The organism is Corynebacterium sp. HMSC075D04, from assembly GCF_001815635.1.
In the GTDB taxonomy this organism is placed as follows: domain Bacteria; phylum Actinomycetota; class Actinomycetes; order Mycobacteriales; family Mycobacteriaceae; genus Corynebacterium; species Corynebacterium coyleae.
Genome location: NZ_KV821304.1, coordinates 1 through 24,458, shown reverse-complemented (window position 1 = coordinate 24,458; position 24,458 = coordinate 1). Strand labels below are relative to the sequence as shown.

The window sequence follows — 24,458 nt, the reverse complement described above, 5'->3', positions numbered from 1 at the left end:
AGATCGTGGAGCTGACCGGCTACGTCCAGGACGCCGCGAACCCCGGTGTGTTCGGCTGCATCGGCTCCGGCGATCGCGTTGCGGTGAGCTACTCGCTCAAGACCGACGTCTACACCGACAAGGACGGTGTGAAGCAGTACCCGCTGGTGGCGCGCATCGACACGGTGCAGCTGATCGATTCCAAGAAGGAGTCCGCTGCTCGCGCTGCCCGTCGCGGAGGCGAGGCGGCGACCGCCGCCCTGGCTGGCGCTGAGGGCGAAGAAGTACCGTTCTAACTACGAAACCCCGCAGGGAACGATACGACCTGGGGTTTTGTGAAGCGATTTCAAACGCATCTAGTGGCGCCATTTATGGTTGGGGGCATGGGCGCAGGAAAAAGTGATTTCGACGTTGTAGGTGACCGTGCGGACGATCCGGAAGAGATGGTGCGCCTGCGGTTCGATGTCGCTTACGACGGCACGGACTTCCACGGTTGGGCGCGCCAGAAACCTGCCGGTGGGGAAGAGCTCCGCACGGTGCAGGGCGTGCTGGAGGACGCGCTGAGCCTGATCCTGCGCTACCCGGTGGAGCTGACGGTGGCCGGCCGGACGGACGCGGGAGTCCACGCCGCCGGGCAGGTGGCGCATGCGGATATTCCGGTGTCGTCACTGGACCAGAGGTCGATTGAGGGGGATCCGGGGAGGTTGGTGCGTCGATTAGCGAAATTGCTTGATCCCGACGTGCGCGTTTCGGCAGTGTCCGCCGCGCCCGACGGCTTCGACGCGCGTTTCTCGGCGTTGACGCGCACCTACCGCTACCGGGTGACCACCGCGGACGGCGGCGCGCTGCCCCTGCGCGTGAGGGACACCGCGGTGTGGCCGAAGAAGGTGGACCTGGACGCGGCGCAAGAATTCGCGAATGCCGTGGTCGGGCTGCACGACTTCGCGGCGTTCTGCAAAGCGCGGCCGCACGCCACCACGATCCGGGAGGTCCGCTCGTTCGAGTGGCGCGACGTGTCCACCGGTGAGGAACCCGAGCTCTACGAGGCGGTCATCGTCGCCGACGCGTTCTGCTGGCACATGGTCCGCGCGCTGGTGGCCACGTGTCTCGACGTCGGCTCCGGCAAGCGCGACGGTGAGTGGGCCGCGGCTTTGCTGGGGGAGAAGGAACGCTCTGCCGCGGTGAGTTTGGCACCCGCAAATGGGTTGACCCTCCTCGGCGTCGACTACCCGGCAGATAACGAACTCGCAGCTCGCGCTGCAGTGACGCGCGACCGGCGCGACGCTTCGGAGGTGCACTCCGAGTCTTCCCGGGCGACGGAATAGACTGCTTGGGCAGGAATTGTCCGAACGAGTCGCCCCCGGGAGGTAGCGCATGGATGCAGTCGGTGCCGTGTGGTTGGCCATCGCTGTATTCACATTGCCGGGGCTGATCTTCGCGTGGGTCGCGGGCGCGAAACTGCCCGCTGCGGCCGCGTCGTCGCTGCCCGCGACCTTCGGCATCGTCGGGTTGGGCAGCTGGATGTACGGCGCGATGGGAATCCGCTTCGGGTGGCCGTCGTTCATCGTTTTCTTAGTGCTCATGCTGTGTCTGGCGGCCGGGTGGCGCTACGCGTTCGCGCGGCGGGCGAGAAAACGCGCGGCGAAGAATTGGGTGCGTGCCCTGTGGCCGGGCGACTGGCGGCGCGGCAGTATCGCCGACCCGTCGTGGGTGCTGCCCGGCGCCGGCGTCGTGGCTGGCGCGTGGATGCTGATCGCCAAGCAGCTCGAACTCCAGTCGAAGGTGCCCGGCCAGCTGGACAATATTGTCCAGGGTTGGGACATCCAGTGGCACGTCAATGCGGTGCGCTTCATCATGGAGGAAGGCATTGCCTCGCCCACGCGGATGGGCGAGCTGCAGAACCCCGAAACGCACATCGATCTTTTCTATCCTTCCGCTTTCCACGCGGCGACGGCGCTGTTTGCCAGCGCGGGCGACCTCGCCCCCGTGGAAGCCGTGAACCTCGCGTCGATCGTGCTGCCGAGTCTCGCCCTGACCGCCGGCGCCGCTGGTCTGGCGTGGGCGATGGCGCGCGGCCGCGGCATGGTCGCGCAGATCGCCGCGGGACTGGCCGCCATCGCGGTGTACGCCTCGCCGGTGCTGGTGTGGATCCCGGATTTCGTGGGCATGCGCCCCTACATCGTGGCGATCGGACTGTCCGGCATCGTCATCGCGTTGTTCCACCAGGTGCCGCGCTACCGCGCGCTGGCCCTGCCGACGCTGTTCGCGTTCTTAGGCATGATGCAGGTCCACCCGTCCGCGGTGCTCGTCGTGGTGCTCGCCGTGCTGCTGTACTGGCTGACCTACCTGGTGTGGCGCCCGGACCGCTCGCGTGTTAGCGATGTCCTGTGGCTGGCCATTCCGGCGCTCGGCGCGACGGTGGCGTTCCTCCCGCAGCTCATCGCCGGCCAGACTCAGGCCGAAGAGGTGAACACCTGGGACGCCAGCGAGAATGTCACTTCAGGGGAGGCCTGGGAGAAGGCGTTCAAGATGAGCACCCGCCACGTGGGCGAGTTCTTCCCCGACTTCGACCCGACCATCCTGCTGTGGCTCGCCGGCTTCGGCGCGATCGCCATGGTGGTCTGGCGCGGGCAGGTGTGGGCGCCCGTCTTCTACGGGCTCATGACGGCCAGCGCGGCGCATGCGCTGCACCCGTTCGACGGACTGTGGGAACCGCTTTTGACCCTGCTCGGGTCCCCGCACTACAACTCCGCGCACCGCATCATCACGGTCGTGGCGCTGACCGTCATCGCCGGTGCCGCTGTCGGCGCCGCGATGATCATCCGCGTGTTCACGCTCGCTCCCGTCGCTGCCCGCTACGGCACCCGCCCGTGGGTGTGGGGCACGTCGATTGCCTCCGCTATCCTCGCGGTTCTCGTCGGGTGGGGCACCGGCGCCTGGGCGTCCACCGTCGCCGTCGACGGCGCGAAGATGTCCTTCGACGCCTCCCGCCTCAACGACCGCATGGTCGACGACGACCAGCTCACGGCCTACGCCTGGCTCGCCTCCCGCCCGGAGGCTCACGAGGGCTTAGTCATGGGCGAATCCACCGACGGGTATTCCTGGGCCTACGCCATCGACGGCGTGCCCACAGTCGCCCGCCACTACCTGTGGCCCAACGGCGGCCTGGGCGTCGACTCGAACCTGCTCGCCGACCGCGCCGGCCAACTCGGCGCCGGTGAACGCGGCCGACCGAACGAGAAATCGCCCGCCGACGACGCCGCCGCCGACCTGGGCGTCCGCTTCATCGTCTCCTCCGGCAACACCTTCTGGCCCGGGCCCAAAAACTGGCAGGTGGACAAGGCCCTGTGGACCACCCCCGGCGTCACGCCCGTCTACCAGCGCGGTCGCGTGACCATCTTCGCCGTCAACGCGCAGCTCACCCCAGCTGAGATCAAGGAACTCCAGCGCGACGCCGTCGCCAACGGCGGCTCCACCGAGCTGCCTGAGCTGACTCCGACGAGTGAGGAGCTGGCGGCCGCGGGCGTCGAATAGCGTTGCGCACTTCAGTGCGCATTTTCGGGTTGAAGCCCGCCCCGCATGCGCTTAGCGTCGTTTAAAGAAGCCATTGCTAATCGACGGGGGCGTCCACATGGCTCAGCACACTCATGCCGTTTCGGGGGAGACAAAGCAGGCGCGCAGGCTGTTGCCGACGACGCGTTCGCAGGTTTCGGGGCACCGTTTCATGCGCCGGCGCGTGGAGCACGGGCTCATTTACGGGGATATCCGGATGATTCATGATCCATTGGCGGCACGGCGTCGTTCGGCGATCTTCGGGATGGTCGCGGTGGCGCTCATCGCGGCGGGATCGGGGCTGTTCGCGTGGTTGCGGCCGAATCCGGATCCGGGCGCGGCGGCGATTCTGCGGGCCAATGACGGGGCGATGTACGTGCGGGTCGGGGAGGTAGTGCACCCGGTGACGAACCTGACGTCGGCGCGACTGATCGCAGGCAGTGCGGAGGAGCCGCAGCGCGTGGGGGAGGAGCGACTCACCGAGATGCCGCGCGGTGTGCCGTTGGGTATCGCCACGGCGCCGGCGATGTTCGCGCCGGGTGATGCGGTGGATGCTGCGTGGTCGGCGTGCGAGGGGGAGGAGCGTGTCACGGTTGTCGCCGGGGAACCGGTGCAGCAGCTTGCCGACGGGCAGGCTGTCGCGGTTACTCAGGGCGGCAACGAGTGGATGCTCACCAATGAGGGGCGCGCAAAACTCCCGCCAGACAGCGATGCACAGGGCAGGCTGATCCGACGCGCCCTGGGCATCGACGCGCGGGTCGTCCGCGCAGACATCAGTGCGCCGGTGCTGTCCGCGATCCGCGAACTTCCGCCGGTCCGCCTGCCACACCCATTGCCGCGCCTGTTGCTCGCCGACGGCACCGACGAAGCATGGGCTGTCACACAGCATGGCGGCATTCAGCCCGTTTCGGAATTACAGAAGCAGTTGCTTATCGACGCCGCCGCACCCACCTCAACCTCTTCCCCCTCCCAGATTGCCGCGTATCCGGATGCCCAAGTCCCGCTAGATATCGCCGTTCCGGAGAAAGCGCCGGAGTGGGTTGATCCACAAGGATCGGCCGTGTGCGTGACGGAGTCAGGCTCTGTTGCACTCGTTGCCCCAGATTCGGATGTCTTGACCGCAGGATCGGTCGAGCTGTCCGGTGACAGCCCCGCGACCCATTTCGTCGGGTTAGCCTCCGGTGCTGTCGGCGTCGACACCGGTGCCGGCTACCACGTCGTGTCCGCTTCAGGTCAGCGCCATCTGGTGGATACCAGGGACAACCTCGACGTCGTCGGCGCACTGCACGTGGACACCGTTCCGTGGAGCATCCTCAGTCTCCTGCCCGAAGGCCCGGCCCTCACACGCGAGGCAGCGCTGACCGCGACCTACTGATAGCGCTGCGACGCCAGTCAATCTGGTCTCGGTGCACTACCTTCGCGGCGAGTTTTAGCCGTGGTGAATGGAGCGATGCCGGGGTCGGCCCTGGAGGAGTATCCGTCGAAAAGCGCCCACTGCGACAGCAAGGGCGGCGACGAGCACGACGCTTGCGACCGTGAAACTGCTTCGGTGTGGGGCAGCGGAATCAATGGTCGCAATTGGGCGCGCACGCAGCGGTGCGGTGTCGGGGCTCTGCTCGCGTTCGACGAATGGGACAGCCCGCAGTGGGTCGACGGCCCCGCCGTGCGGTTCCGCGGAGGCGGTGATCATGATAGTCAGTGCAGCTAATCAGGCGGCTTCAAAGGCATTCGGCGAGCGGTAGCCGGACCATGAGTGCAAACGTTTCGTGTTGTACCGGGTGCACCACCGAAACACATCCCGGCGGCACACCAGCTGACTTGGAAAAACAGGCTCATCCTGAAGGACTTCCCGCTTCAGTGACGCGTTGAACGACTCCGCCAACGAGTTATCCGCACTCGTCCCGATCGCTCCCATCGACTGGGTGACGCCGAACTGCTCACACAACCTCCGGTACTGCTCAGAGGTATAAACACTGCCGTGATCCGAGTGGAAAATCGCCCCATTCAGGTCTCCTCGTACCTTCCAGGCCATCGTCAGGGCTTCGGATGATAATCCGCATATCTGTGGGGTATTTGTCGAGGTTAATGCCCAGTGGTTCCCCGGCCCAGGATCGCATCCGGGAAGTGATGTCTGCGACATAAGCGTCCGTGGTGTCGCTGACCGTACCGCCCGCGCGGATGATGCCTTGTTTGATGCCCTCGCCGAGCGTGGAGGCGATGTCGCCGATCTGCCAGGTCACCGGCAACCCCACCGAATACGCCAGGCCTTGTTGGTTGAGGTGTCTCAGAAAGGCCTGGGATCCGCCGGCGGAATCCGTGCGTATCAGCAAACGCTTCCCCCACTCCTGACCATCGACGCGGTTGGGGATCGCGGCCAAGGCCTGGTCGAGGACGTCCTTGTGGTCGTCGGCGGTATTCGAGCCGACGTTGTCCGGACGCAGCAGGACGGCTGCGGGTTCACCGGTCAGCCCGTCGCCGTGGTCGATGATCGCGCACAGCGGGTGGAACCCGTAGTGCTTCTTCCAGGTCGGGGCCGCTTTTTCCTTGTCTGAGTGGGCGAGGATTTCCGTGGCGTCCAGGTCCAGAACCAACGGAGCATCGGTGCTGGCCGCGGCGGCGGGGTTGCGGGCACCGCAGGCGGTCCAGTCCGCGGTACGGGCTGTTTTCATGCCGGCCAGCACCGCGGTTGTGCCGGCACCGGCAGCTTCGTCGTCGTGGTCGGCGAGTTCCTTGCGGCGGCGGTGCACCGTGGAGTGCGACGGCACCTGGTCGACCAGGCCGGTGGCCACCAACGGGCCCAGGAGATCAACATCGCCTGCGTCGTCCCCGCTGAGGGCCAGTGCCAGGGCTAGTGCGGTCATGGTGTGCAGCAGGTTCGGGTTCTGCCACTCGGCCAGTTCCACGTCGATGGCATCGGCGACTTTGACGGCGTCGGCGGTGGCGGCCAATAACATGAGTCCGGCGTTCGAGCACAGTTGAGCAGGAGCGGGGGTACCGACATGGAAGCTGGTAGTCTTCACCCTGAAGGTGATCCTTTCGAGCAGGCAAATTGTGACATCAACAACTACTAATTTACCTGGTCAAGGGTCACTTTCCTTGTATCTTCACCACGTGTCAGCCCGCTTCCCGTGAAAACACCGGGTTACCTTCTCGAATATGTTGACCGACAGTGAACGACCCCTCATTTTTTTAACCCAGAAGTTGACGTGACCACCCGAGGTATCGCGGACTTTTGTCCGGAACGTCCTCTTCCGCCCCCTGAATGGGGCTGACCTGCACTAATACTACTTTTGGGGGATCGACGTGAGCGTCGGCCCGGGTGATGGGGTCCGCTCAGCGCCACTCCGACATCGCGTCATCGCGCAGGAAACGGCCCGTGGCCGCCACCGCCGGTCCCGAGGACTCCGCCCCGGCGACGAAGGTGCAGAACGCCAGGTCACCCTTGATGCCGGCGAACCAGCCGTGGGCGGGCCGGTTGCCCCCGACCTCCGCGGTCCCGGTCTTGCCGCCGAGACCGTCGATGTCGCTCAGGCTGGCGGCGGTCCCGGAGTCCACCGTCTCCGCCATCATCGCGCGCAGGGCCCGCACTGTCGCCGGGTCGAGCGGCTCGGGGTCCTGGTCGGCGGTGGTCTCCTCACCCTGGATCAGGGTCGGCAGCACCATCCGGCCGTTGTTGCCCAGGGAGGCCTCCATGACGGCCAGCCCGAAGGGGGAGGAGAGGACCTCGCCCTGGCCGATGGCGGCCTCCACCCGGGCCGCGCCGGGCTCGGTGACGGGGACGGAGCCGGTCACCGTGGTCATGCCGGGCGCGGTGAAGTCCACGCCCAGCCCGAGGCGCGCCGCCGTGTTCCTCATGTCGTCCGGCTCCAGATCCTGGGAGATGAAACCCTGGGTGGTGTTGCAGGACTGGGCGAAGGCCTGCGTCATGGAGACGTCCCCGAGGGCGAAGTTGCCGTCGTTGGGGATGACGCGGCCGTCGATCTCCGCGGTGGCGGGGCAGGCGACGGTGGAGTCGGGTACCACGGTGCCGCGTTCGAGGGCGGCGGCGGTGGTCACCGTCTTGAAGGTGGAGCCGGGCGGGTACAGCCCGCTCAGCGAGACGGGGCCGAGGGCGTCGGCGGCGTCGTTCTGCGCGACGGCGATAACCCCGCCGGTGGAGGCGCTGAGGGCGACGATCGCCGCGGGCTGCTCGATCGGCTCCAGGGCCCGCTTCGCGGCCGTCTGCACCCCGAGGTCCATCGTGGTGCGCACGGGTTCGCTCTCCTCCGGTTCCACCTGCCCCAGGATGGTCGTGCCGGTGGGGGAGGTGGCCTGGAGGGTCCAGCCGGCGTCGGCCGTGATCTTCTCCGACCAGTAGTCGCGCAGGCCGCCGTCCACCGGGGAGGCAGTGTCCCGGGTGGGGCCGAGCATGCGGCCCTCCTCCCGCAGGTCCAGTCCCTTGATCGCCCGCAGGGCGTCCCCTATCACGGCGAAGTCCCGCTCTCGGAGGGTGAACAGCCCCACCGGGGAGCCGTCCCCGGACTCGATCTGGGCGGTGACGGATTCGGCGGTGGAGGTCGGCACGACCGGGCGGACGGCGGCGGCGATCTCCCCGGCCCGCGGGATCAGCTCCGGGCCCGCGGAGACGACGGTGACAGGTGTCCAGGACAGGATGTCGGTGCCGTTGCGGTCGGTCACCGGCAGAGTGAAGGTCTTGTCGTCGGAGTAGAGGAAGCGGCTGTCCCCGTTCAGCTCCGTGGAGAAGATCCGCTTGTCCCAGGTGATGAGGTCGCTGTCCTGTTCGGAGAGGGTGATCGTCCCGGTGGTGGTGAACTCATCGCCATTCGGGACGGTCCAGGTGGCGGTGATCTCGGTGGCGCCGTCCTCCTCGCCGCCGGCGTCCAGTTCCACGCTGGTCCCGCCGATGCCCGCGCGCAGCTGCTCCAGGTCGGCTGCGGCCCGGGCGGGATCGTCGCTGAGTGTGGCGGCACCGGCGTCGTCACCGGCGTTGAAGGCGGCGACGAACTCGTCCACCGCGTCCCGGAACCAGGGCACGGTGCAGGAGGAGAGCGCGAGCGCCGTAGCGGCGAGCAGGGCGGAGACACGGACAGTGGTGCGGGTGGTCATGCCGGATGAGATTAGGCCCACGGGCTCACCGCTACCACGTTCCCGCACGACTTCCGGCCAGTCGGGAGACGAATATCGCCTGCTCGGCGGGGTGTTCTCCGGTGGGAAATCTCAGCGCGACATGCGCAGTTCATCGACGAGTAACCGGGCGATGCGGCCGATCGCGGCGTCCGCGGCCGCGAGGTTCGGGCCGCTGCGGGCTGAACGGGTGATCACGGCGACGACGATGGGTGCCTCCTCGTCGACGGCCACCACGGAAACCTCGCCGCGCACGGGGCCGATCGTCCCGGTCTTGCCGTGGAAGCGCACGCCCCCGGCGGGGAAGCCGGAGGGGATCCGGTGGCCCCACACCTGCTGCCCGAGCACGGTCCGGGCGAAGGCACGGGAGACCCCGGTGAGATCCGGGCCCGTCCAGATCCAGTCCAGCAGGCGGCACAGCTGGCGTGGGGTGCTCACCGAGCGGTAGGTGGCCGGATCCTGGTGGACCCGGGGGTAGGAGACCAGCAGCCGGATCGCCTCGCTGGCCGCGGAGCCGTCCTCTGGAAGGGCCGGGAGTTCGGACTCGGTGGTGCCCGGGGCGACGATCGTGGTGTCCTCGAGATTCGCCAGGGAGACGACCTCCCCGACCAGGCCCGGTGGGAGACGCCGCTGCAGCACCCGGGCGGCGATGCTGTCGGAGAGCACCACCATCTGACGCACCAGATCCCGCAGGCTCATCGTCACGGGATCGGCGAACAGCCCCACTCCCGGGGTCCCGACCGGGCCGTCATCCGTGCTGAGCGTCACCGCGTCGAGCGGATTCAGCAGCCCGCGGTCCACGGCTAGGCAGAAGGCGGCCAGGAGGTGGACCTTGTACATCGACGAGATGCTGGTCTGACTGTCGGCGCCGACCCCGACGCCGGCCGCCTCTTCGCCGACCGGGTGCGCCCAGCACCAACCGTCACAGCCCGCGGCGACCAATTCGGTGCCGATCCGGGCCCGCAGGCTCCTGGTCATCCGGTCTCTCCCAGACGCCCGAGGGAGCGCCGCAGGGCACGGTCCACGACGTCGCGCAGATCCCGCTTTCCGACGGCCCCGCCCCGTTGCGGCGGCACCACACACCGCAGCCGCAGGTGGAAGGCCGTCGGCATCGGGAACGCGGGCAGGCCCCCGAGTTGATCGGGGGTGAGCAGCACCATCGCGCCTCCGGCACCGAGCCGCGCGGCCAGGGCCGTCCGGTCCGGCCACAGCTCGGTCTCCGGGTGCAAGCCGATGGTGAAGAAGGCGTCGGCCAGGCGTCCGGCGGCCGCCGGGCTGACGGCGGCGGTGTTGTCCAGCAGGGTGTGTCCCCGCAACGCCGCCCAGGTCGCGGGCTTTTCGGCGGGCCCGGCGAGCAGCCGGGGAACCTCGTGCAGCTGCCCGCGAGACAACTCACCCGTCGGCGCCGGGTCCTCGATGACGGCACAGTCCAGACGGCCCTCGCCCACCCGGGTGACCAGCTGCGACACCTCGGCCGTGTGCACACTGACCCGGCCGACGTCCCGCAACGCGGAGGTGAGGTCGAAGGCGATGCCCGGCGGCACCGAGGGGGCCAGCCCCACGCGTACCTCGGCCCCGGCGTCGGTGATGGCGTGGGCCATGCTCTGCAGTTCCGTGGCGTCCCGGACCAGAATCCGGGCCTGCGGGAGCAGGGACCGGCCGGCCTCGGTGAGGGTGGCACCGGTGGCGGAGCGGCGGATCAGGTCGAGGCCGAGATTCGACTCCAGACGTTTCAGCCCCTGGGACACGGGGGACTGGGTCAGCCTCAGCCGCTCCGCGGCACCGGTGACGCTGCCCTCCTCGGCCACGGCGACGAAGTACTCCCAGTGCCGGAGGGAATTCGGTCGAGTTGTCATGTGCCCCGAGCCTAGTGGAGGGGACTCTGACGAGCTGAGCGAGGTACGGGGAACAAGGGCTCACCGGGCCTGTCGTGCAGCGGATTGCCGTGGTGGGTCCAATTCAGGCGAAGATGCGTATGACAGCCGAACCGGCACCGTCCCGGGCCAGGGGAGAGACCCCTTTTCCCACGGCACCAGAACTGATCTGTGCGAGGGGGAATCGGCGAACTTCAGCTACCTGACCGCCACCCTGGATGCGTCCATCCGTGGAGCGGGACCCGCGGTCGGGGAGTGGCCGGGCAGAATCCACCGGGTGGAACCCCGGTCCCCTTCGAGGACGACCCCGACCTGACGGACAAGCGGTTTACGGGCAGTGGAGGAGATCCTCGACTGAGAGCCGCACGCCCGAGGTGGTCCGGGAGATGCGGGGCAATCCGGAAGAACTCGAACGGCTCGGCATTGAGGCGAGCAACGAACGACAACGCGGCGGGAAACCACAGGTTTCTCGCCGCGTTCGGCCTGGTTCAGACCAACTACCGGTCAGCCGCGCAGCGTCTTGAGCGCCTCCGACCAGGCGGTGACCTGGTTGAACACATCGGTGAGAGCGCCGGTGGCGCCTTCGGTCGGGGTGAACTTCGACATGTCCTCGAAGTCGGAGCTGAAGGGCAGGAACACCTGGGCGCGGACGTCGGCCATCTGCAGTTCCGCGGCGATCAGCCGCCACGCCTCCACGGAGCGGGTGCCGCCGGCGCTGCCGTAGCTGACGAAGCCGATGGCCTTGTTGTTCCACTCCGCGTACAGGAGGTCCACGGCGTTCTTCAGTGCGGCGGGCACGGAGTGGTTGTACTCCGGGGTGACGAAGACGAAGCCGTCGTAGGAGGCGATCTTCTCGGCCCAGGCCTTGGTGTGATCCTTCGAGTACTGGCCCATGGCCGGGGCATGGGCTCATCCAGCAGGGGCAGGTTCTGGTCGGGCGATGTCCACGAGCTCGAACTCGGCGCCGCCGTGCTGCTGCGCGTGCTCGTGCACCCATTCGGCGACCTGGGGTGCCAGGCGGTTGGGGCGGGTGCTGCCGACGATGATGGCGATGCGGGTCATGGTTTTACCTCCGAATAGTGGTGGTGGTGACATTCCCGTCTCCCACGCTAGCTGTACTTCCCCGTGACGTTGTGAACGCGTTGCAGGGGGAGTTAACCCTCCGATAGCAGTGTGAGCCCGGTTGCAATTGTAATCGTGGATGAACCCCGCATACGCTGCGGGGTTATTTTTTCAACCATTTCACACGCCAATTTGCTGCGAATCACTTGTGCAGTTTTACGGTGCAGTGGTGCGGTGCTTTTACTGGCGTTTCTGCTGCGCAACTCACTGCACTATGTAGTGTCTGTGACATTTCATTAACACGTAGGTTGCACTGTGTATTGGGCACCCATTTCATCGACACGTTTACTGCGCAATCAAATGCCCTGTCACTTTAATGACATGTGAATTGGGCAGTGAAGTGGTTTGTCATCCTATTGACACCTTTACTGCGCAACAGGATGACAACGACATTCTGCAGGTCTGTGTGCTGGCATGTTTGCTGTGCAGCACATGCGCCGTCGTACACACCGACGCGCTGCGCAATATCTCCGCCACTTAACCGGCCAATTCGCTGCGCAACGTAGTGACACTTGGCCCCGCTTAGCCGAGATTTCTTCGATTTTCGCCGAATCTCAGCGGTTTCATACCGCAGATGACCGACGACGCCGACGGCGCCCTGTACGGCCCGCAGACGGGCGTGCAGAGCGCATGGTGAGCTGCTAAAGCTCCATACCGCCGTCACGATCACGCTGCTGTTGCTGCTGGCGGCGCTTCTCGATACGCTCGCGCGCACGTTGCTGCGCCCCGCCCTTCTTGCCTGAGGTCTGCGACTGCTTGAACAGCGTGTAGCGCTCAAGCAGCTCCGGGCTGCGATGCAGTTCTTGCACCAGGAACTTCTTGTCCAGATGCTCCAACTGCTGTCCTGACTTCACCGCTTCTTCGATGATGATGGCTGCTTCATCTTCGGCGTCCGTGTGCGCGTTGCGGCGGATCTGATCAGCCTCATCGCGGGCATCCGTGCGCGTTACTGCAGCGTCGCGCGTGGCCTCGTCGCGGATGCTTGTGGCCTCATCTCGTGCTTCGCTGCGGATCGTCTCAGCGTCGCGCTCAGCCTGCTTACGGGCCTCGTCGGCTTGGCGTGTGATCGACTCCGCTTCGCTGCGGGCTGCGGCTGTAATCTCGCCCGCCTTGGCCTGTGCAGTCTCTTCGGCTCGTTCGAGCAGCTCGTCTGCTTGCGCTTCGGCAAGGCCCATGGTCTGCTCGGCTTCTTGCTTGGCCTTCTCGCGCGCGTCACTGCGGATCTGCTCGGCTTCTTGCTCTGCCTTCTCACGTGCCTCGTTGAGCACACGCTCGGCAACAGCGCGAGCCTGTTCTTCGGCGTGCTGCAACACACCTTGCGCTTTTTCGTTGGCAGCTTTTGCCTGTTCAAGTTCTTTTGCTGTTTGCTCGCGGTCACGATCAATTGCGTCCATATCGCGCTGCACGGATCGCTTCTTGACTTCCACATCATCCTCGCGCTTGGCGAGGTCGCGCTCCCGGTCTTGTTGTTCTGCGTAGCGTCCGAGGTTCAACGACTCGTCATGCCGCTCGGAGACTTCCAGTTCCACCGGATAGCCCAGCGAGTGCATGTGTTCGCGCAGGCCCCGTTGCGCGTCGATGAACTTCTGGTTACCCGAGATCTGCTTGCCCTTCTTCGGGCCGGATGTGTACCGCACTGAGGTGTCAGTGTTGTACGCGATGCCGGGGCGGCAACGGAGCTTGTCGGGATCTTCGGGCTTCGGTGAGAACGTATCCGCCTGGAACTGGATGTGTGGCGTTGATTCGTCGAAGTTCATATCACCGCCAGCGACTGCGTCGATACCGCCGGGAATGAAGTTCTCGGCGAGCCAACGCATTGACTCTTCGGGGTACATCATTGCTTCTTCGTAGTCGCGGGCTGCATAGCGCGGACGTTTCACTTCGCGCCCGTCCACCTCACTGGTGTAGTAGTCGGGGATCTCCTTGCACATCGACTTCGGCAGATACACGACGAACAGCGACGTCTCGAAACTGTTCTTCTGCACGCGCACTCCGTCCATCCGAGGCGTCTACGGCCGCCACAGGGCCGTACAGCCGCTGCCACAAAGATGAACCAATCGAGTCGCGGCGCTACACATTTGCATCAACAGCTGCCGCTGGATCTGCTGCGAGCGGGCGCTCGCGAAACACACGTCGCTGGCGGTGTCTGTTACATGCGCTTGCGCGCATATGGCCGCCGCGAACGTGATACGTCTGCACCGATAGTGTGCTTGTAGCACGGGCCGATATGGAGTGTGTTACTCAGCCCGTGTCGTTGACCCCCGCAGCAGCATCAACACCGCCTTGCGGCGGATGGCTCGCTGCGGGATGTTCACCACCCTGCAATGACCGCCTAGCGGCGGTGCCAGAGTGCAGGGTGTGGCTGTGCGCACCACGTTAACGATGTCGGTCTTGCCGTTCGGTTCGACGCCGTGGCACGTTCGCAAGCTCACGTTGCACACGGCGTGCGCGATGACGCGGGAAGACGCCGCAAGCGGCGTTTCCACCCGTCATCGGCCCTTACTTTAAGACCGACATACAACGACTGACGCCGTATGTGGTGCGCACAGCGTGGCGACCTGCAGATTTTGTGTAGGCACCATGTGCGCTTCGCGCATCAACGGGCCGTTTCGGGTAAGGGTCGAAGACCGCATAAAGACCCGAAACACGCAGGTCGCAGCCCCCTTCTGTGTCAAAACCCCTATATGTTTGTCGTTATAGGGGTAGAAGGGGGAAAAGGGCATAAGGGGGTGCGACGCCTCCGCTGCGCTCCGGCGCTCGGCATAGCCGAGGCACTGCACCGGGTATTACTACTCGCTGGCGCTCGCATAACCCGGTGCCCGGCGCTGGCGCGCCGCCCCTCATAGCCCCAGACTCAGACCTCGCTCGCTCGGTCTGGCTGGGTCTACCTTTCCCTCCGCTGCGCTCCGGTCAAGGTGCCCAATAGTGCAGCTGGCGCTGCACCTTGTGTGATGACCCATGCTTTACGTCACGACACTGCCGGCAATCCGATATATCTTGTCGATATACAGTCGGATATGCCAGCATCTGTGTGTCGTGTTTGGGTCATCACGAAACGCTCCATCACGGCAAGCCTGCCGAGATGGATATTGGCGTATCTCACGACGCGGCATTATGCGGCATGCGCCGCATACCATCTGCCGTCGCGGTTGCATCTTCAGCAGCACAGCTGCTGAAATCTGCTCTGTCCACGCTGCTGTCTTTGCTGCACCCACGGCCCCGTCTTCGGCATATTTCACATCCATACAAGACTATGCCGGCCAAAACCGCGCATGACAGCAGCGCGACATACCGCCAGCCATGTGGCGGATGATCCAGGCGACGGGGCAGACGTGTATATGCCCCGTCGCCGATACCGGCGCAAGCATCGTGACAGTGTCACGTGTAGCGGTGCCGCAGCCACCCGCACACACGCGAAAACCCCGCCCTTGCGAGCGGGGTGTGTGGCGACATCAAACGTGACGGCTGTACGTCGTCACGCCGCGTGGCCGTACACACATGAGGTGATTGCGTGTACGGCTAAAGGGTTAGTCGGGTACAACTTCTAGATGCCGCTTCGGCTTACTGCCCTCGGTGCTCTCAGGCGTGTCGCCGTCACCGTTCTCAGGTGTATCGCTGTCCCCTTCGGTGCTGGCGGACTTGTCACCGTCGAGATTCACCTCGAACTCTTCGGCATACTTGCGCAACTGCGCAAGGCGCTCCTTTGTCGCTTTGTGTGCACGGCGCGCCTCGTTCACGGTATCTTTTGCTTGCTGCTCATCGCGCAGCGCTGCTGCGTAATCGTCTCTGAAAGACATGGTTTGTTCTCCTTGGTTGAATGAACTGTTTATTTGGACTCGGGGCACGACGGTGGAGCGCGCGTGTGTAGTAGCACGGCCATCACCCATCAGCCCTCGCACTCAGTTCAAGACCCAGCCTGACTAGCTGAGCTAAGCGGCGGGATCTCGTCGTAGGCGGGTTTGTCCGCATTAGTGCTTCACACCGCCCAGCACCGTGACGAGCTGCTGGCGCTGCTCATCTGTCAGTTGGGGCGCTGCATTCACGACGGCATCGACGAAGCCGTCGAATAGCTGCGGGGCAGGGCGGCGTGCGGCCGCGAGGTAGGCGTCGAGATCGTCTTGGCGAATCCGATAGGCGGTGCCGAAACGGTGGAATGAAAGACGGCCCTCTTTAATAGCTTTTCGCAACGTGGACTCGGAGCCGACGCCGAGATCGGCGAGTTCCTGCAGCGTGTAAAAGCGTGGCGCGACGGCGGTAGTCGTGTCCTTTTCGGACATAGAAAAACGCTCCTGGGCAGATTGATCTGTCCCGGAGCGGGGTGCTTTACCGGCTTGCTATTCAGGCGGCTTGGAGTGCCGTGCTCAACTCGCTAGAACGGTGGTCTGCCGTCCCATCGCTTTACGGGAGCGCTTACTCCCTACCTGACCGCTTTTGTGGTTGGCAATGCCGTTGCCGACCGGTCTATCTCGTCGGAGGAACCGCGCCTATCACGGTCGAGAGGCTGTCTCTTTATGAATTATCCTCGGGGTTATCCCCCGTATGCGGCTGGCTAAACCAAAAACGAATTAAAACGCCACATACGGTCTGGGGGCCATCGTACGGAACTTATGCGTCGCGCACAATAGCCTGCGACCTAATCTTTACGAATCGAACCGAGCACGTTTCTACACGCCACGTGGCACGGCTGGGGTGTTGTGGTGGGGCAGCTGTTGTGTGGCGGCATGGTGACACGCAAGGGGCGCGCCTTTTTGTGACCTGTGACACGTCTATAGTGTGCTCGTTTCGTAGTTTTGACCTCGTTTCGTAATTTGCCGATCAAAATACGAAAAAATTACGAAACGCTCTACCTGCGGTTTCGTGATTTCCGCAAACGAAAAGAACAAAACTACGAAACACGCGATAACGCTGTGACCTGCATAGACACGTCACATTTCGGCGGTGTTTCGTAATTTTGCGGTATTTCGACCCAAACCTTTTAAGGGAGAGACACAGACACACATTACGGGCACATGTCTACGACATAGACCGTCCTCATTGAGGGCACGCTGCAGGGGTTGTAGCTATGTGACACGGCCGGGATGCTGCGTCACGGTGACACGCAAGGGGCGCGCCTTTTTATGACCTGTGACACGTCTGTAGCGCGCTCGTTTCGTAATTTGCCGATCAAAATACGAAAAAATTACGAAACGCTCTACCTGCGGTTTCGTGATTTCCGCAAACGAAAAGAACAAAACTACGAAACACGCGATAACGCTGTGACCTGCATAGACACGTCACATTTCGGCGGTGTTTCGTAATTTTGCGGCATTTCGACCCAAACCTTTTAAGAGAGAGACACAGACACGCATTGCAGGCACATGTCTACGACACAGAGCGTCCTCGTTGAGGGCACGCTGCAGGGGTTGCAGCTATGTGACACGGCCGGGATACTGCCACGCTGCAACACGTCCGTGGCGCGCCGTTGTGTGACACGCAACACAGGTGTTGTGTGTTCGTTTCGTAGTTTTGACCTCGTTTCGTAATTTGCCGATCAAAATACGAAAAAATTACGAAACGCTCTACCTGCGGTTTCGTGATTTCCGCAAACGAAAAGAACAAAACTACGAAACACGCGATAACGCTGTGACCTGCATAGACACGTCACATTTCGGCGGTGTTTCGTAATTTTGCGGCATTTCGACCCAAACCTTTTAAGAGAGAGACACAGACACGCATTGCAGGCACATGTCTACGACACAGAGCGTCCTCGTTGAGGGCACGCTGCAGGGGTTGCAGCTATGTGACACGGGACACAATCGCAATCAAGGTGTCTCTTCTTATTTAGATTTTCTTCAAAAAGTGGAAAAATTACGAAACGAAAACCATTTACGCTGCTCAACGTATATTTTTGTGTTTCGCAGTTTTGTTCGTTTCGTTTACGAGATTACGAAATGACCCGCAAATACCTACCGTGACCTGCGGTGATGTGTTTCGTATTTTTCTGCGTAATTTCACGTCGCCCGAAGCAGACACCCTGCCGTGTGCTTGCTGCAGGGCTGCGGCCGTCCCTCCATGCGGAGCGTCAGTGTCGATGCTGTAACTTAAACGTACATACATTTGTGGCGCTCTCGTTACGTGTCTGTGCATTGCCGAGCTCTTTACTGTTGTGTGTGGGCGCGCAGCCGTAGTGTCCGTGCCACTCCGAGTAGGGCGCGTCGTACCCCAAACCCATGTTCAATTAAATTCCAATCCAGAGAGGTCTTGCACTGTTGCGGTGCGGTTGTCTTCTTTCTCACCGTATTGGACCCTGCGAAATTAATTGGATACGATAGGCCCATGTTGATTTCAGGTTCCGTTTTCATGCGGCCGCTCACCAGCCGCTAAGGCGGTTTTCTCCCTCCCGCAGGTTAGAAACCGCTCCGGTCCTTTAGCCGGGCGGCCATTTGCCATGCCCGGCTCCCTTTCAAATCCAAGGAGCACACCTGATGTCTGCATACGGACACGGCCGTCACGAGCATGGCCAAAATTTTCTCACCAACCACAAGATCATCAACTCCATCATCGACCTTGTGAAACAAACCTCCGGCCCCATCATTGAGATCGGACCAGGAAGCGGTGCCCTCACTCACCCGATGGCCCACTTGGGGAGGGCGATAACGGCAGTTGAAGTGGACGCAAAACTAGCTGCCAAACTCACAAAAAAGACCGCCTCGGCGTCGGTCGAAGTGGTCCATGATGATTTCCTTAACTTCCGGTTACCCGCCACTCCCTGCGTCATTGTGGGAAACATTCCCTTTCACCTCACCACTGCCATTCTTCGAAAGTTGCTGCATGCGCCAGCATGGACTGACGCTGTACTCCTCATGCAGTGGGAAGTCGCTCGCCGCCGGGCCGGGGTAGGCGCAAGCACGATGATGACGGCTCAGTGGTCCCCATGGTTCACATTTCACCTGGGTTCTCGGGTACCAAGGTCTGCTTTCCGGCCACAGCCAAACGTTGACGGGGGGATCTTAGTGATCCGCCGGGTGGGTGACCCGAAGATCCCGATAGAGCAACGCAAAGCCTTTCAGGCGATGGTGCACACCGTTTTCACCGCCCGGGGACGCGGGATAGGGGAAATTCTCCGAAGGGCAGGGTTGTTTTCATCACGTTCAGAGACACAATCATGGTTGCGCTCGCGAGGAATCGACCCCGCAACCCTACCTCCCAGATTGCACACCAGCGACTGGATCGATCTCTTCCAGGTGACTGGTTCCTCTTCACCGCGCCATCGGCCCATTTCACAATCGGGAAGTAGTCAACGCCCTCCTCAACGGAAAAATCGAGGCCGGCGGCGGTAATCCCCCCTCCACCAAAACCGAAATCCACCAGTAGTAGTGAACGACCCATGTTCGTCTACCGTGAGCCGCGTTATGGCAGTGACGTGTTCTCGTCGGGCACAGTCATAGTTCCCGGCGTTGCCAGCGACAGGGTTCTACACCCAGCAGCGGGACCGATCAAAATCACCCGCACGGGGAACGACCCTGCTGGTGGTTTCGATTTTGATGAAAGCGAGGAGACATAGCCCCTCGCCAACTCCCCGTAGCTGGCGAACAGTAGCTCCTGGCGCTGGCGCTCGTTGGTGAGTTTGCGTGCCACATCGAAAGCCTTATCGACTTCCCGGTCCAAGTTGTTGTGAGCCTTGAGCAGAATTGGGTCCATCGATAACGGGTTGTAGTGCTCCGCGAGTGACCGCTGGGGGTGCCGCTCGCGTGCCCGCAGCACCAACTGTCCAGCGTCGATGATTCGCTGCTGCGCCTTCTCATCTAGTTCACACAGAGCTGGTCCGCAGTTGTAGCTCCCGATGTACTCCGAAAAACGGAAAAAATAAATAGTGGGGATACATCAACCTTCCACTTTCCATTCTTCCGGCTCAGAGTATTGAGGGGTCTGGGACCGGGTCCGTAAACCCTTTATGTTTTTCGCGCACAGCGGTTCTTAACGACGCACCCTATAGGTTTTCCGCAGAACCTATATGTGTTTCTGTGCACCCCCATATGTTGTCTGTTTCTAGCGGTATTTCGTTGTACTTTGCGCATCGAATAGTTATTTATCGACGACACTCCTGCGATTTCAAATTTAACGTATAGTGCTTAACCTCTGCGATGAACTCTTTGATCCCGGGACGTGATGAGGACTGGGGCTATTGTGCTCCCCCGAACGCTACGGCCCGGGGACACGAGGCTGTGTCGCAGGTGCAAGCGAGAGGACCACTAGCGAAACACAGACCGCTGAGTCGACGCAGTCACGGTAAAGACGGAGCCGTCTAGGCGGTGCTCGAGGTTGCGCGAGATACGGTGACGCTGGGCGTCGGTAAGCGATGCGCATTCGGCGACATCGATGGAAAGCTGGACTTTGCCGTCCGTCGTGTTGACGCCCTGGCCGCCTGGAGTCGACGATTTCGCGAAACGCTCCGCGAGATCGGCGGCGATGACCGCACCGTCGGGGATCCCCGGGCCGGGTGCTATGGTCAGGTCGTTCATGCCGCCCAGCCTAGGTGCCCACAACCCTTTCTCGTCTCGGCGGAAGCGGAGACCGCGTCGCGACGGCCGGGATCCAGCCTCAGTATTATCCTCGTCACCGGTTGATTCGAACGCTTTTTGCTCCTCCTTCTCCCGTCGGGCTTCGATTTCAGCGGCCTCCGCAGGTGGCAGTGATCGCTGGATCCCTCGAACTACCGGTTCCGATCAGCGGTCGAAAGATTTTCGCAGCAGCCGGACCTGCGGCGCCGGTGCCGCCGCCGTAGCCTGACGAGCATCCCCGCCATGACGGCCATCACGACGGCGGTCCCGGCACCGATGATCCAGGGATTACCGAGGAGCCCACCGACGCCTGCGAGTGCTCCGCCCGCCGCGATGAACGGCAGGCCGCAGCAGAGCAGCGACGGAAGCGCGCAGCATGCCAGCAAGAGCAGCCCGGTCACTGCAGCGACGACGGGACCGGCGCGCCATTCGTCGCGGTCCTGATCGGCGCTCATCGTCTGCTTCAGGATGAGATCTCCCCGATTGCCTGCGTTGCCGTTCATGCGCAGCACGACAGCAGCGACGGGTCGGTGGTGAAGGCCTTCGCGGCGATCCGGATGCCCTCGGCCATGGTCAGGTAGGGGGCCCAGGCGTTGGCGACCTCGGCGACGGTCCTGCCGAGCACGTGGACGCCTGCGGCGGCGAGCTCCCCGGCGTCCTTGGCGACGGCGGTCAGGCCGAGGATCTCGTTCGTCTCGGCGTTCACGACGATCTTGATGAACCCGCGGGTGTCGCGGTTGACCAAGGCGCGGGGCACGTGGTGCAGGGGCAGGACGCGGCAGTCGCAGCGGATCCCCGCGGCGAGGACGTCCTTCTCGGTCATCCCGACCGCGCCGATCGCGGGCCCGGTGAACGTCACCCGCGGCAGGCGGGCGTAGTCGACGGACCGGTCGGCGTCGGCGAACGCGTTCTCGGCGACGAGGGTGCCGTGGTGGGCGGCGACGTAGACGAACTCGGGGTGCCCGGTCACGTCGCCCGCGGCCCAGACCCGCGGGTTCGAGGACTGCAGCCGGTCGGAGACGACCACCTCGCCGGAGTCTCCGGTATTCACCCCGACCGCATCGAGGTTCAGGCCATCGGTGACGGGACGGCGTCCGAGGGCGACCAGGACCTGGTCGGCGCGGAACTCCTGCGAGCCACCGGACAAGGCGGCGGTCACGACGGCCTCGCCTCCCGTGCCGCGGGAGACCCGGGTGGGCACTGCGCGGCTGACGACGCGGATGCCCCCGTCGGCGAACACCTCCTGGAGCGCCTTCGACACCTCCGGCTCCTCCTTCGAGGCGAGCCGGGACCGCACGAGCAGCGTGACCTGCGAGCCGAGGCGGGCGAACAGCTGCGCCTGCTCCAGGGCGACGTAGCCGCCGCCGAGCACCAGCAGCGACTCGGGGACCTCCGTCAGCTCCATCGCCGTGGTCGAGGTCAGGTATCCGGTCTCCTTCAGGCCGTCGATCGGCGGTGCCCACGGGCGAGAACCAGTCGCGACCAGGTAGTGGCGGGCCTCGATGGTCTCGACGCTTCCGTCGGATCCGGCAACATCGAGAACCGGCGCATCAGGGGTGCCCACGAACGAGGCGTCGCCGCGGAGGACCTGCCAGCCGTAGGAGTCGGCGACGTCGGCGTACTTCTCGCCGCGCAGCGACTCCACCAACGCTTGCTTCCCAGCGATCAGCGCGGCCATGTCGACGGGATCCGCCGTCGTCGCGATCCCGGGGAACCGGGTTGCGGCATCGACCGCGACGTGCCGCGCGCCGGCCGCGGCAATGAGCGCCTTCGACGGGACGCAGCCCGTGTTCACGCAGGTGCCGCCGAGCGTCCCGCGCTCGATCATCACCACCGACTTCCCGAGCGTGCTGGCGCGGATCGCAGCGGCGAACGCGCCGCCTCCCGATCCGATGATGGCGAGATCGTACTTCGTAGGCATCGCTACTCCTGTCAACTCTTGGCTTTCTGCTCTGTCTCAGCCATACTGGACCTTCCAGTGCAGGGGAAGGTCAAGCGCGGCCACGGAGGGAGACAGCAATGTGGATCGGAGAACTCGCCGAGAGGGCGGGCACTACCGCGAAGACCCTTCGCTTCTACGAGGAACAGGGCCTTCTGCCCCCGACCGAGCGCACGCCGTCCGGATACCGCGACTACGCGCCCGAGACGGTCGCTCGGATCGACTTCATCCACCGCGGCCAGGCCGCGGGTCTCACTCTCGCCCAGATCCGCCAGATCCTCGACATCCGCGACGGCGGCCATGCGCCCTGCGAGCACGTGCGCGACCTGCTTGACGTGCGCCTCGCTGAGATCGAGCAGCAGATCGCGCAGCTCTCCGTGCTGCGCGACACTATCGCGGACCTTAGCCAGGACGCCGCGCACCCGGATCCTGAAACGTGCAGCACCGATCAAGTGTGTAGATACTTGTAGACGGCGGGAGTCAATGACTCAAACGCTACAACCCCGATATGCGCTAGCGCATATCGATGCCGCCGGTGCCCACCTCGATGATTTTGGTAGTGGCCGCGATAGCACACAGCAGCGGCATCGGGGCGGAGGCCTGCAGTGCGAAGTGGTGGACTCGGAAGGACGCGTTGTTCACGCCGATTTCGTCCGCAGCCTGGGTGATCTCCAGACGAGTCTTGGCGATCTTTTCCGCAGATGGCCCGCACTAGCTGCCGAAGGCGTAATGCCCGAAGCTTAAGAAGCCGAACGCTTTCATTGGATAACACTCCTTTTGATGGTGTTAACGAGAGGGGGTAACTTTGCAACGACATACCGTGGAATTTAAGTTCAATGTGTAGGTTAGCCGAATAAGAAGCTCTGACAGATGGTGGGGTAATCCTGCTCTGACATCTTATTCCAGCTTGGATGCGCTGGGATTAGGACTGGTCACGTGTGAGAAGGTTTCGTGTACAACTAGTGACATGAACTTTTTATTGCTCGGTGGTACCGGTTTCCTTGGAGGACACATTGCGGCGGCAGCAATCGACCGAGGACATCAAGTTACTTGCCTCGCGCGGGGTAACGGGAAGGTTCCCAACGGAGCCGAATTTGTGAGTTCAGACCGTGACCGTGACGGTGCGTACGATGAGGTTGCGGGGAAAACTTGGGACACCATTGTGGATCTGACGAGTCAGCCGAAGCATGCGCGGGATGCGGCGACGAAACTCCAGGCCAAGCATCGTATATTTCTGTCTTCGAGCAGCGTATATGAGGACCAAGGAAGTATTTCTTCCGAGTCTGATTCCGTAGTCACTCCGCTTGAAATTGACTACATGGAGAACATGGGGCAGTACCCGGCCGCAAAGTCTGCTTGCGAAACGATTTATCGCAACATAAATAGGTCGGTAATGGTAGTTCGACCCGGTCTGATCGCCGGCTACGGCGACGAAACAGGGCGCAGTGGTTACTATCCGTGGCGCTTCGCGCATCCCACGGGTGAGAACGTGATCGTCCCAGACCCGGCGTTTCCCGTCGCTATGATTGATGTGAAAGACCTTGCAGACTGGATAGTTGAGTCTGCAGAAGTTGGAACTTTCGGAACCTTTAACGCCACGGGGTTTGCTACTTCCTTGTCCGATGTGTTCAAGATTTCGCGTGAGTTAACCGCATCGGAGGCTACGGAGCGACCTTGCTCTGATGAACTGCTTCTCGCTAATGATGTAACCCCGTGGATGGGCCCAAAATCGTTGCCGTTGTGGGTACCAGGTGAACAGTTTCGCAACATCGCGCTACTCGATTGCGCCACAGCCTACGAAGCTGGCCTGCAGATTCGCCCGTTGAAAGAAACATTGGCGGATGCGCTGCGATTCGAAGAAGAACAGCAGGGGGAAAGACTCGCTGGGCTCAGCGATGAAGAGGAAGTCGTGCTTCGCCAGCGGTTAGAAGATGGTATTTAGTTTCGGCAGGAACAGTTTTAGTTGCAGTCGGGACCGTACTACGTTGGGTTTCGTTCCGCGACTGACTGTGAGAATGAGTCCGAATCTGACTTGAGGGGAACTTCGGCGGTGCTAGCTCTTCATGACGCGGAACGATCTAGCCTGCAGAGGCTGCCTTTCCGAGCAGGAAACGCCTTGCGGCACACTTTTCGGCTTCTCGAATCGCTTGCAACTGAGTGAGGTAGCCTTCTTTCGCCACTCCGTGGAGTTCCGTTTCAATAACTAGTGAGATTCGTTGATGATTCTCGTCGAGTGTTGAGTCAGGACTAGTGCCCGGCGCTTTTGCCAGGGACCTACCCGCGTAGTTGTACATCTGTGTTTTGTCAAGTTGTTTTAGGCCGTTTCGG

General features: G+C 63.0%; 18 protein-coding genes and 5 pseudogenes. 7 read left to right on the top strand and 16 right to left on the bottom strand.

The window, feature by feature from the left end; translation table 11 throughout:
* The 4 genes and pseudogenes from HMPREF3048_RS02615 to eccB form a co-directional block, all read left to right on the top strand.
* Positions 1 to 275, top strand: a pseudogene (locus HMPREF3048_RS02615) (single-stranded DNA-binding protein); the annotation flags it as partial.
* A 147-nt stretch (positions 276 to 422) separates the two neighbouring features.
* Complete coding sequence (gene truA, locus HMPREF3048_RS02610) at positions 423 to 1,304, top strand: tRNA pseudouridine(38-40) synthase TruA (protein ID WP_083279290.1); 882 nt, start codon at positions 423 to 425, stop codon at positions 1,302 to 1,304.
* A 49-nt stretch (positions 1,305 to 1,353) separates the two neighbouring features.
* Positions 1,354 to 3,513 (top strand): DUF6541 family protein, encoded by a 2,160-nt coding sequence (locus HMPREF3048_RS02605; RefSeq protein ID WP_070570997.1) that lies wholly within the window; start codon positions 1,354 to 1,356, stop codon positions 3,511 to 3,513.
* Between the two features lie 97 nt (positions 3,514 to 3,610).
* On the top strand, positions 3,611 to 4,906 hold the full coding sequence (gene eccB, locus HMPREF3048_RS02600) for a type VII secretion protein EccB (protein WP_070421280.1): 1,296 nt from the start codon (positions 3,611 to 3,613) through the stop codon (positions 4,904 to 4,906).
* 54 nt (positions 4,907 to 4,960) lie between these two features.
* Here the strand turns inward: eccB and HMPREF3048_RS12010 are convergent, their stop codons facing one another.
* The 10 genes and pseudogenes from HMPREF3048_RS12010 to HMPREF3048_RS02550 form a co-directional block, all read right to left on the bottom strand.
* Entirely contained in the window at positions 4,961 to 5,221 is a 261-nt protein-coding gene (locus HMPREF3048_RS12010; protein WP_141750494.1) for a hypothetical protein, read from the bottom strand.
* Positions 5,222 to 5,239: 18 nt separating this feature from the next.
* A pseudogene (locus tag HMPREF3048_RS11695) lies at positions 5,240 to 5,584 on the bottom strand (integrase core domain-containing protein); the annotation flags it as partial.
* Entirely contained in the window at positions 5,490 to 6,551 is a 1,062-nt protein-coding gene (locus HMPREF3048_RS02590; protein ID WP_256375550.1) for a transposase, read from the bottom strand. The pseudogene HMPREF3048_RS11695 and the gene HMPREF3048_RS02590, both read right to left, overlap by 95 nt.
* Before the next feature lie 313 nt (positions 6,552 to 6,864).
* The gene (locus tag HMPREF3048_RS02585) at positions 6,865 to 8,637 is read right to left on the bottom strand and encodes a penicillin-binding transpeptidase domain-containing protein (RefSeq protein WP_070421283.1); all 1,773 of its coding nucleotides are present in this window, start codon (positions 8,635 to 8,637) and stop codon (positions 6,865 to 6,867) included.
* Between the two features lie 111 nt (positions 8,638 to 8,748).
* Positions 8,749 to 9,633, bottom strand: coding sequence for a serine hydrolase (locus HMPREF3048_RS02580; RefSeq protein ID WP_070421284.1), 885 nt, complete (start codon positions 9,631 to 9,633; stop codon positions 8,749 to 8,751).
* Complete coding sequence (locus tag HMPREF3048_RS02575) at positions 9,630 to 10,511, bottom strand: LysR family transcriptional regulator (protein ID WP_070421285.1); 882 nt, start codon at positions 10,509 to 10,511, stop codon at positions 9,630 to 9,632. The genes HMPREF3048_RS02580 and HMPREF3048_RS02575 overlap by 4 nt, the downstream gene beginning before the upstream one ends.
* A gap of 522 nt (positions 10,512 to 11,033) precedes the next feature.
* Positions 11,034 to 11,591, bottom strand: a pseudogene (locus tag HMPREF3048_RS02570) (NADPH-dependent FMN reductase).
* Positions 11,592 to 12,292: 701 nt separating this feature from the next.
* On the bottom strand, positions 12,293 to 13,636 hold the full coding sequence (locus HMPREF3048_RS02565) for a coiled-coil domain-containing protein (protein WP_231699088.1): 1,344 nt from the start codon (positions 13,634 to 13,636) through the stop codon (positions 12,293 to 12,295).
* Positions 13,637 to 15,178: 1,542 nt separating this feature from the next.
* Entirely contained in the window at positions 15,179 to 15,448 is a 270-nt protein-coding gene (locus tag HMPREF3048_RS02555; RefSeq protein WP_049181627.1) for a hypothetical protein, read from the bottom strand.
* A gap of 171 nt (positions 15,449 to 15,619) precedes the next feature.
* A complete protein-coding gene (locus HMPREF3048_RS02550) occupies positions 15,620 to 15,928 on the bottom strand; it encodes a helix-turn-helix domain-containing protein (protein WP_024058948.1) in 309 nt (102 codons plus the stop codon).
* Positions 15,929 to 18,115: 2,187 nt separating this feature from the next.
* Here HMPREF3048_RS02550 and erm point away from each other — a divergent pair.
* Positions 18,116 to 18,970 carry a 23S ribosomal RNA methyltransferase Erm gene (gene erm / locus HMPREF3048_RS02545; RefSeq protein ID WP_070568683.1) on the top strand — a complete coding sequence of 285 codons (855 nt, stop codon included), beginning with the start codon at positions 18,116 to 18,118 and terminating at the stop codon, positions 18,968 to 18,970.
* Between the two features lie 70 nt (positions 18,971 to 19,040).
* On the opposite strand, the gene HMPREF3048_RS12485 is transcribed toward erm, so the two are convergent.
* From HMPREF3048_RS12485 to merA, 4 genes and pseudogenes are all read right to left on the bottom strand, one after another.
* Positions 19,041 to 19,394, bottom strand: a complete 354-nt coding sequence (locus tag HMPREF3048_RS12485; protein WP_016423158.1) for a type IIL restriction-modification enzyme MmeI — start codon at positions 19,392 to 19,394, stop codon at positions 19,041 to 19,043.
* Between the two features lie 368 nt (positions 19,395 to 19,762).
* Positions 19,763 to 20,152: pseudogene (locus tag HMPREF3048_RS02535) on the bottom strand (peptide chain release factor I).
* A 191-nt stretch (positions 20,153 to 20,343) separates the two neighbouring features.
* Positions 20,344 to 20,694 carry a hypothetical protein gene (locus tag HMPREF3048_RS02530; protein ID WP_038593990.1) on the bottom strand — a complete coding sequence of 117 codons (351 nt, stop codon included), beginning with the start codon at positions 20,692 to 20,694 and terminating at the stop codon, positions 20,344 to 20,346.
* Positions 20,691 to 22,112, bottom strand: a complete 1,422-nt coding sequence (merA, locus tag HMPREF3048_RS02525) for a mercury(II) reductase (RefSeq protein WP_070771105.1) — start codon at positions 22,110 to 22,112, stop codon at positions 20,691 to 20,693. Before merA ends, HMPREF3048_RS02530 begins: the two co-directional genes overlap by 4 nt.
* Before the next feature lie 98 nt (positions 22,113 to 22,210).
* On the opposite strand from merA, the gene HMPREF3048_RS02520 reads away from it, so the two are divergent.
* A complete protein-coding gene (locus tag HMPREF3048_RS02520) occupies positions 22,211 to 22,600 on the top strand; it encodes a heavy metal-responsive transcriptional regulator (RefSeq protein WP_005290994.1) in 390 nt (129 codons plus the stop codon).
* Between the two features lie 46 nt (positions 22,601 to 22,646).
* Here HMPREF3048_RS02520 and HMPREF3048_RS12690 read toward each other — a convergent pair.
* Positions 22,647 to 22,892 (bottom strand): annotated as a pseudogene (locus HMPREF3048_RS12690) (alkane 1-monooxygenase); the annotation flags it as partial.
* A gap of 205 nt (positions 22,893 to 23,097) precedes the next feature.
* Here HMPREF3048_RS12690 and HMPREF3048_RS02510 point away from each other — a divergent pair.
* Positions 23,098 to 24,072, top strand: a complete 975-nt coding sequence (locus tag HMPREF3048_RS02510; protein WP_070568673.1) for an NAD-dependent epimerase/dehydratase family protein — start codon at positions 23,098 to 23,100, stop codon at positions 24,070 to 24,072.
* Positions 24,073 to 24,208: 136 nt separating this feature from the next.
* On the opposite strand, the gene HMPREF3048_RS12395 is transcribed toward HMPREF3048_RS02510, so the two are convergent.
* Positions 24,209 to 24,458 (bottom strand): hypothetical protein (locus HMPREF3048_RS12395; RefSeq protein WP_210398412.1); only part of this gene is annotated, 250 nt, incomplete at its 5' end.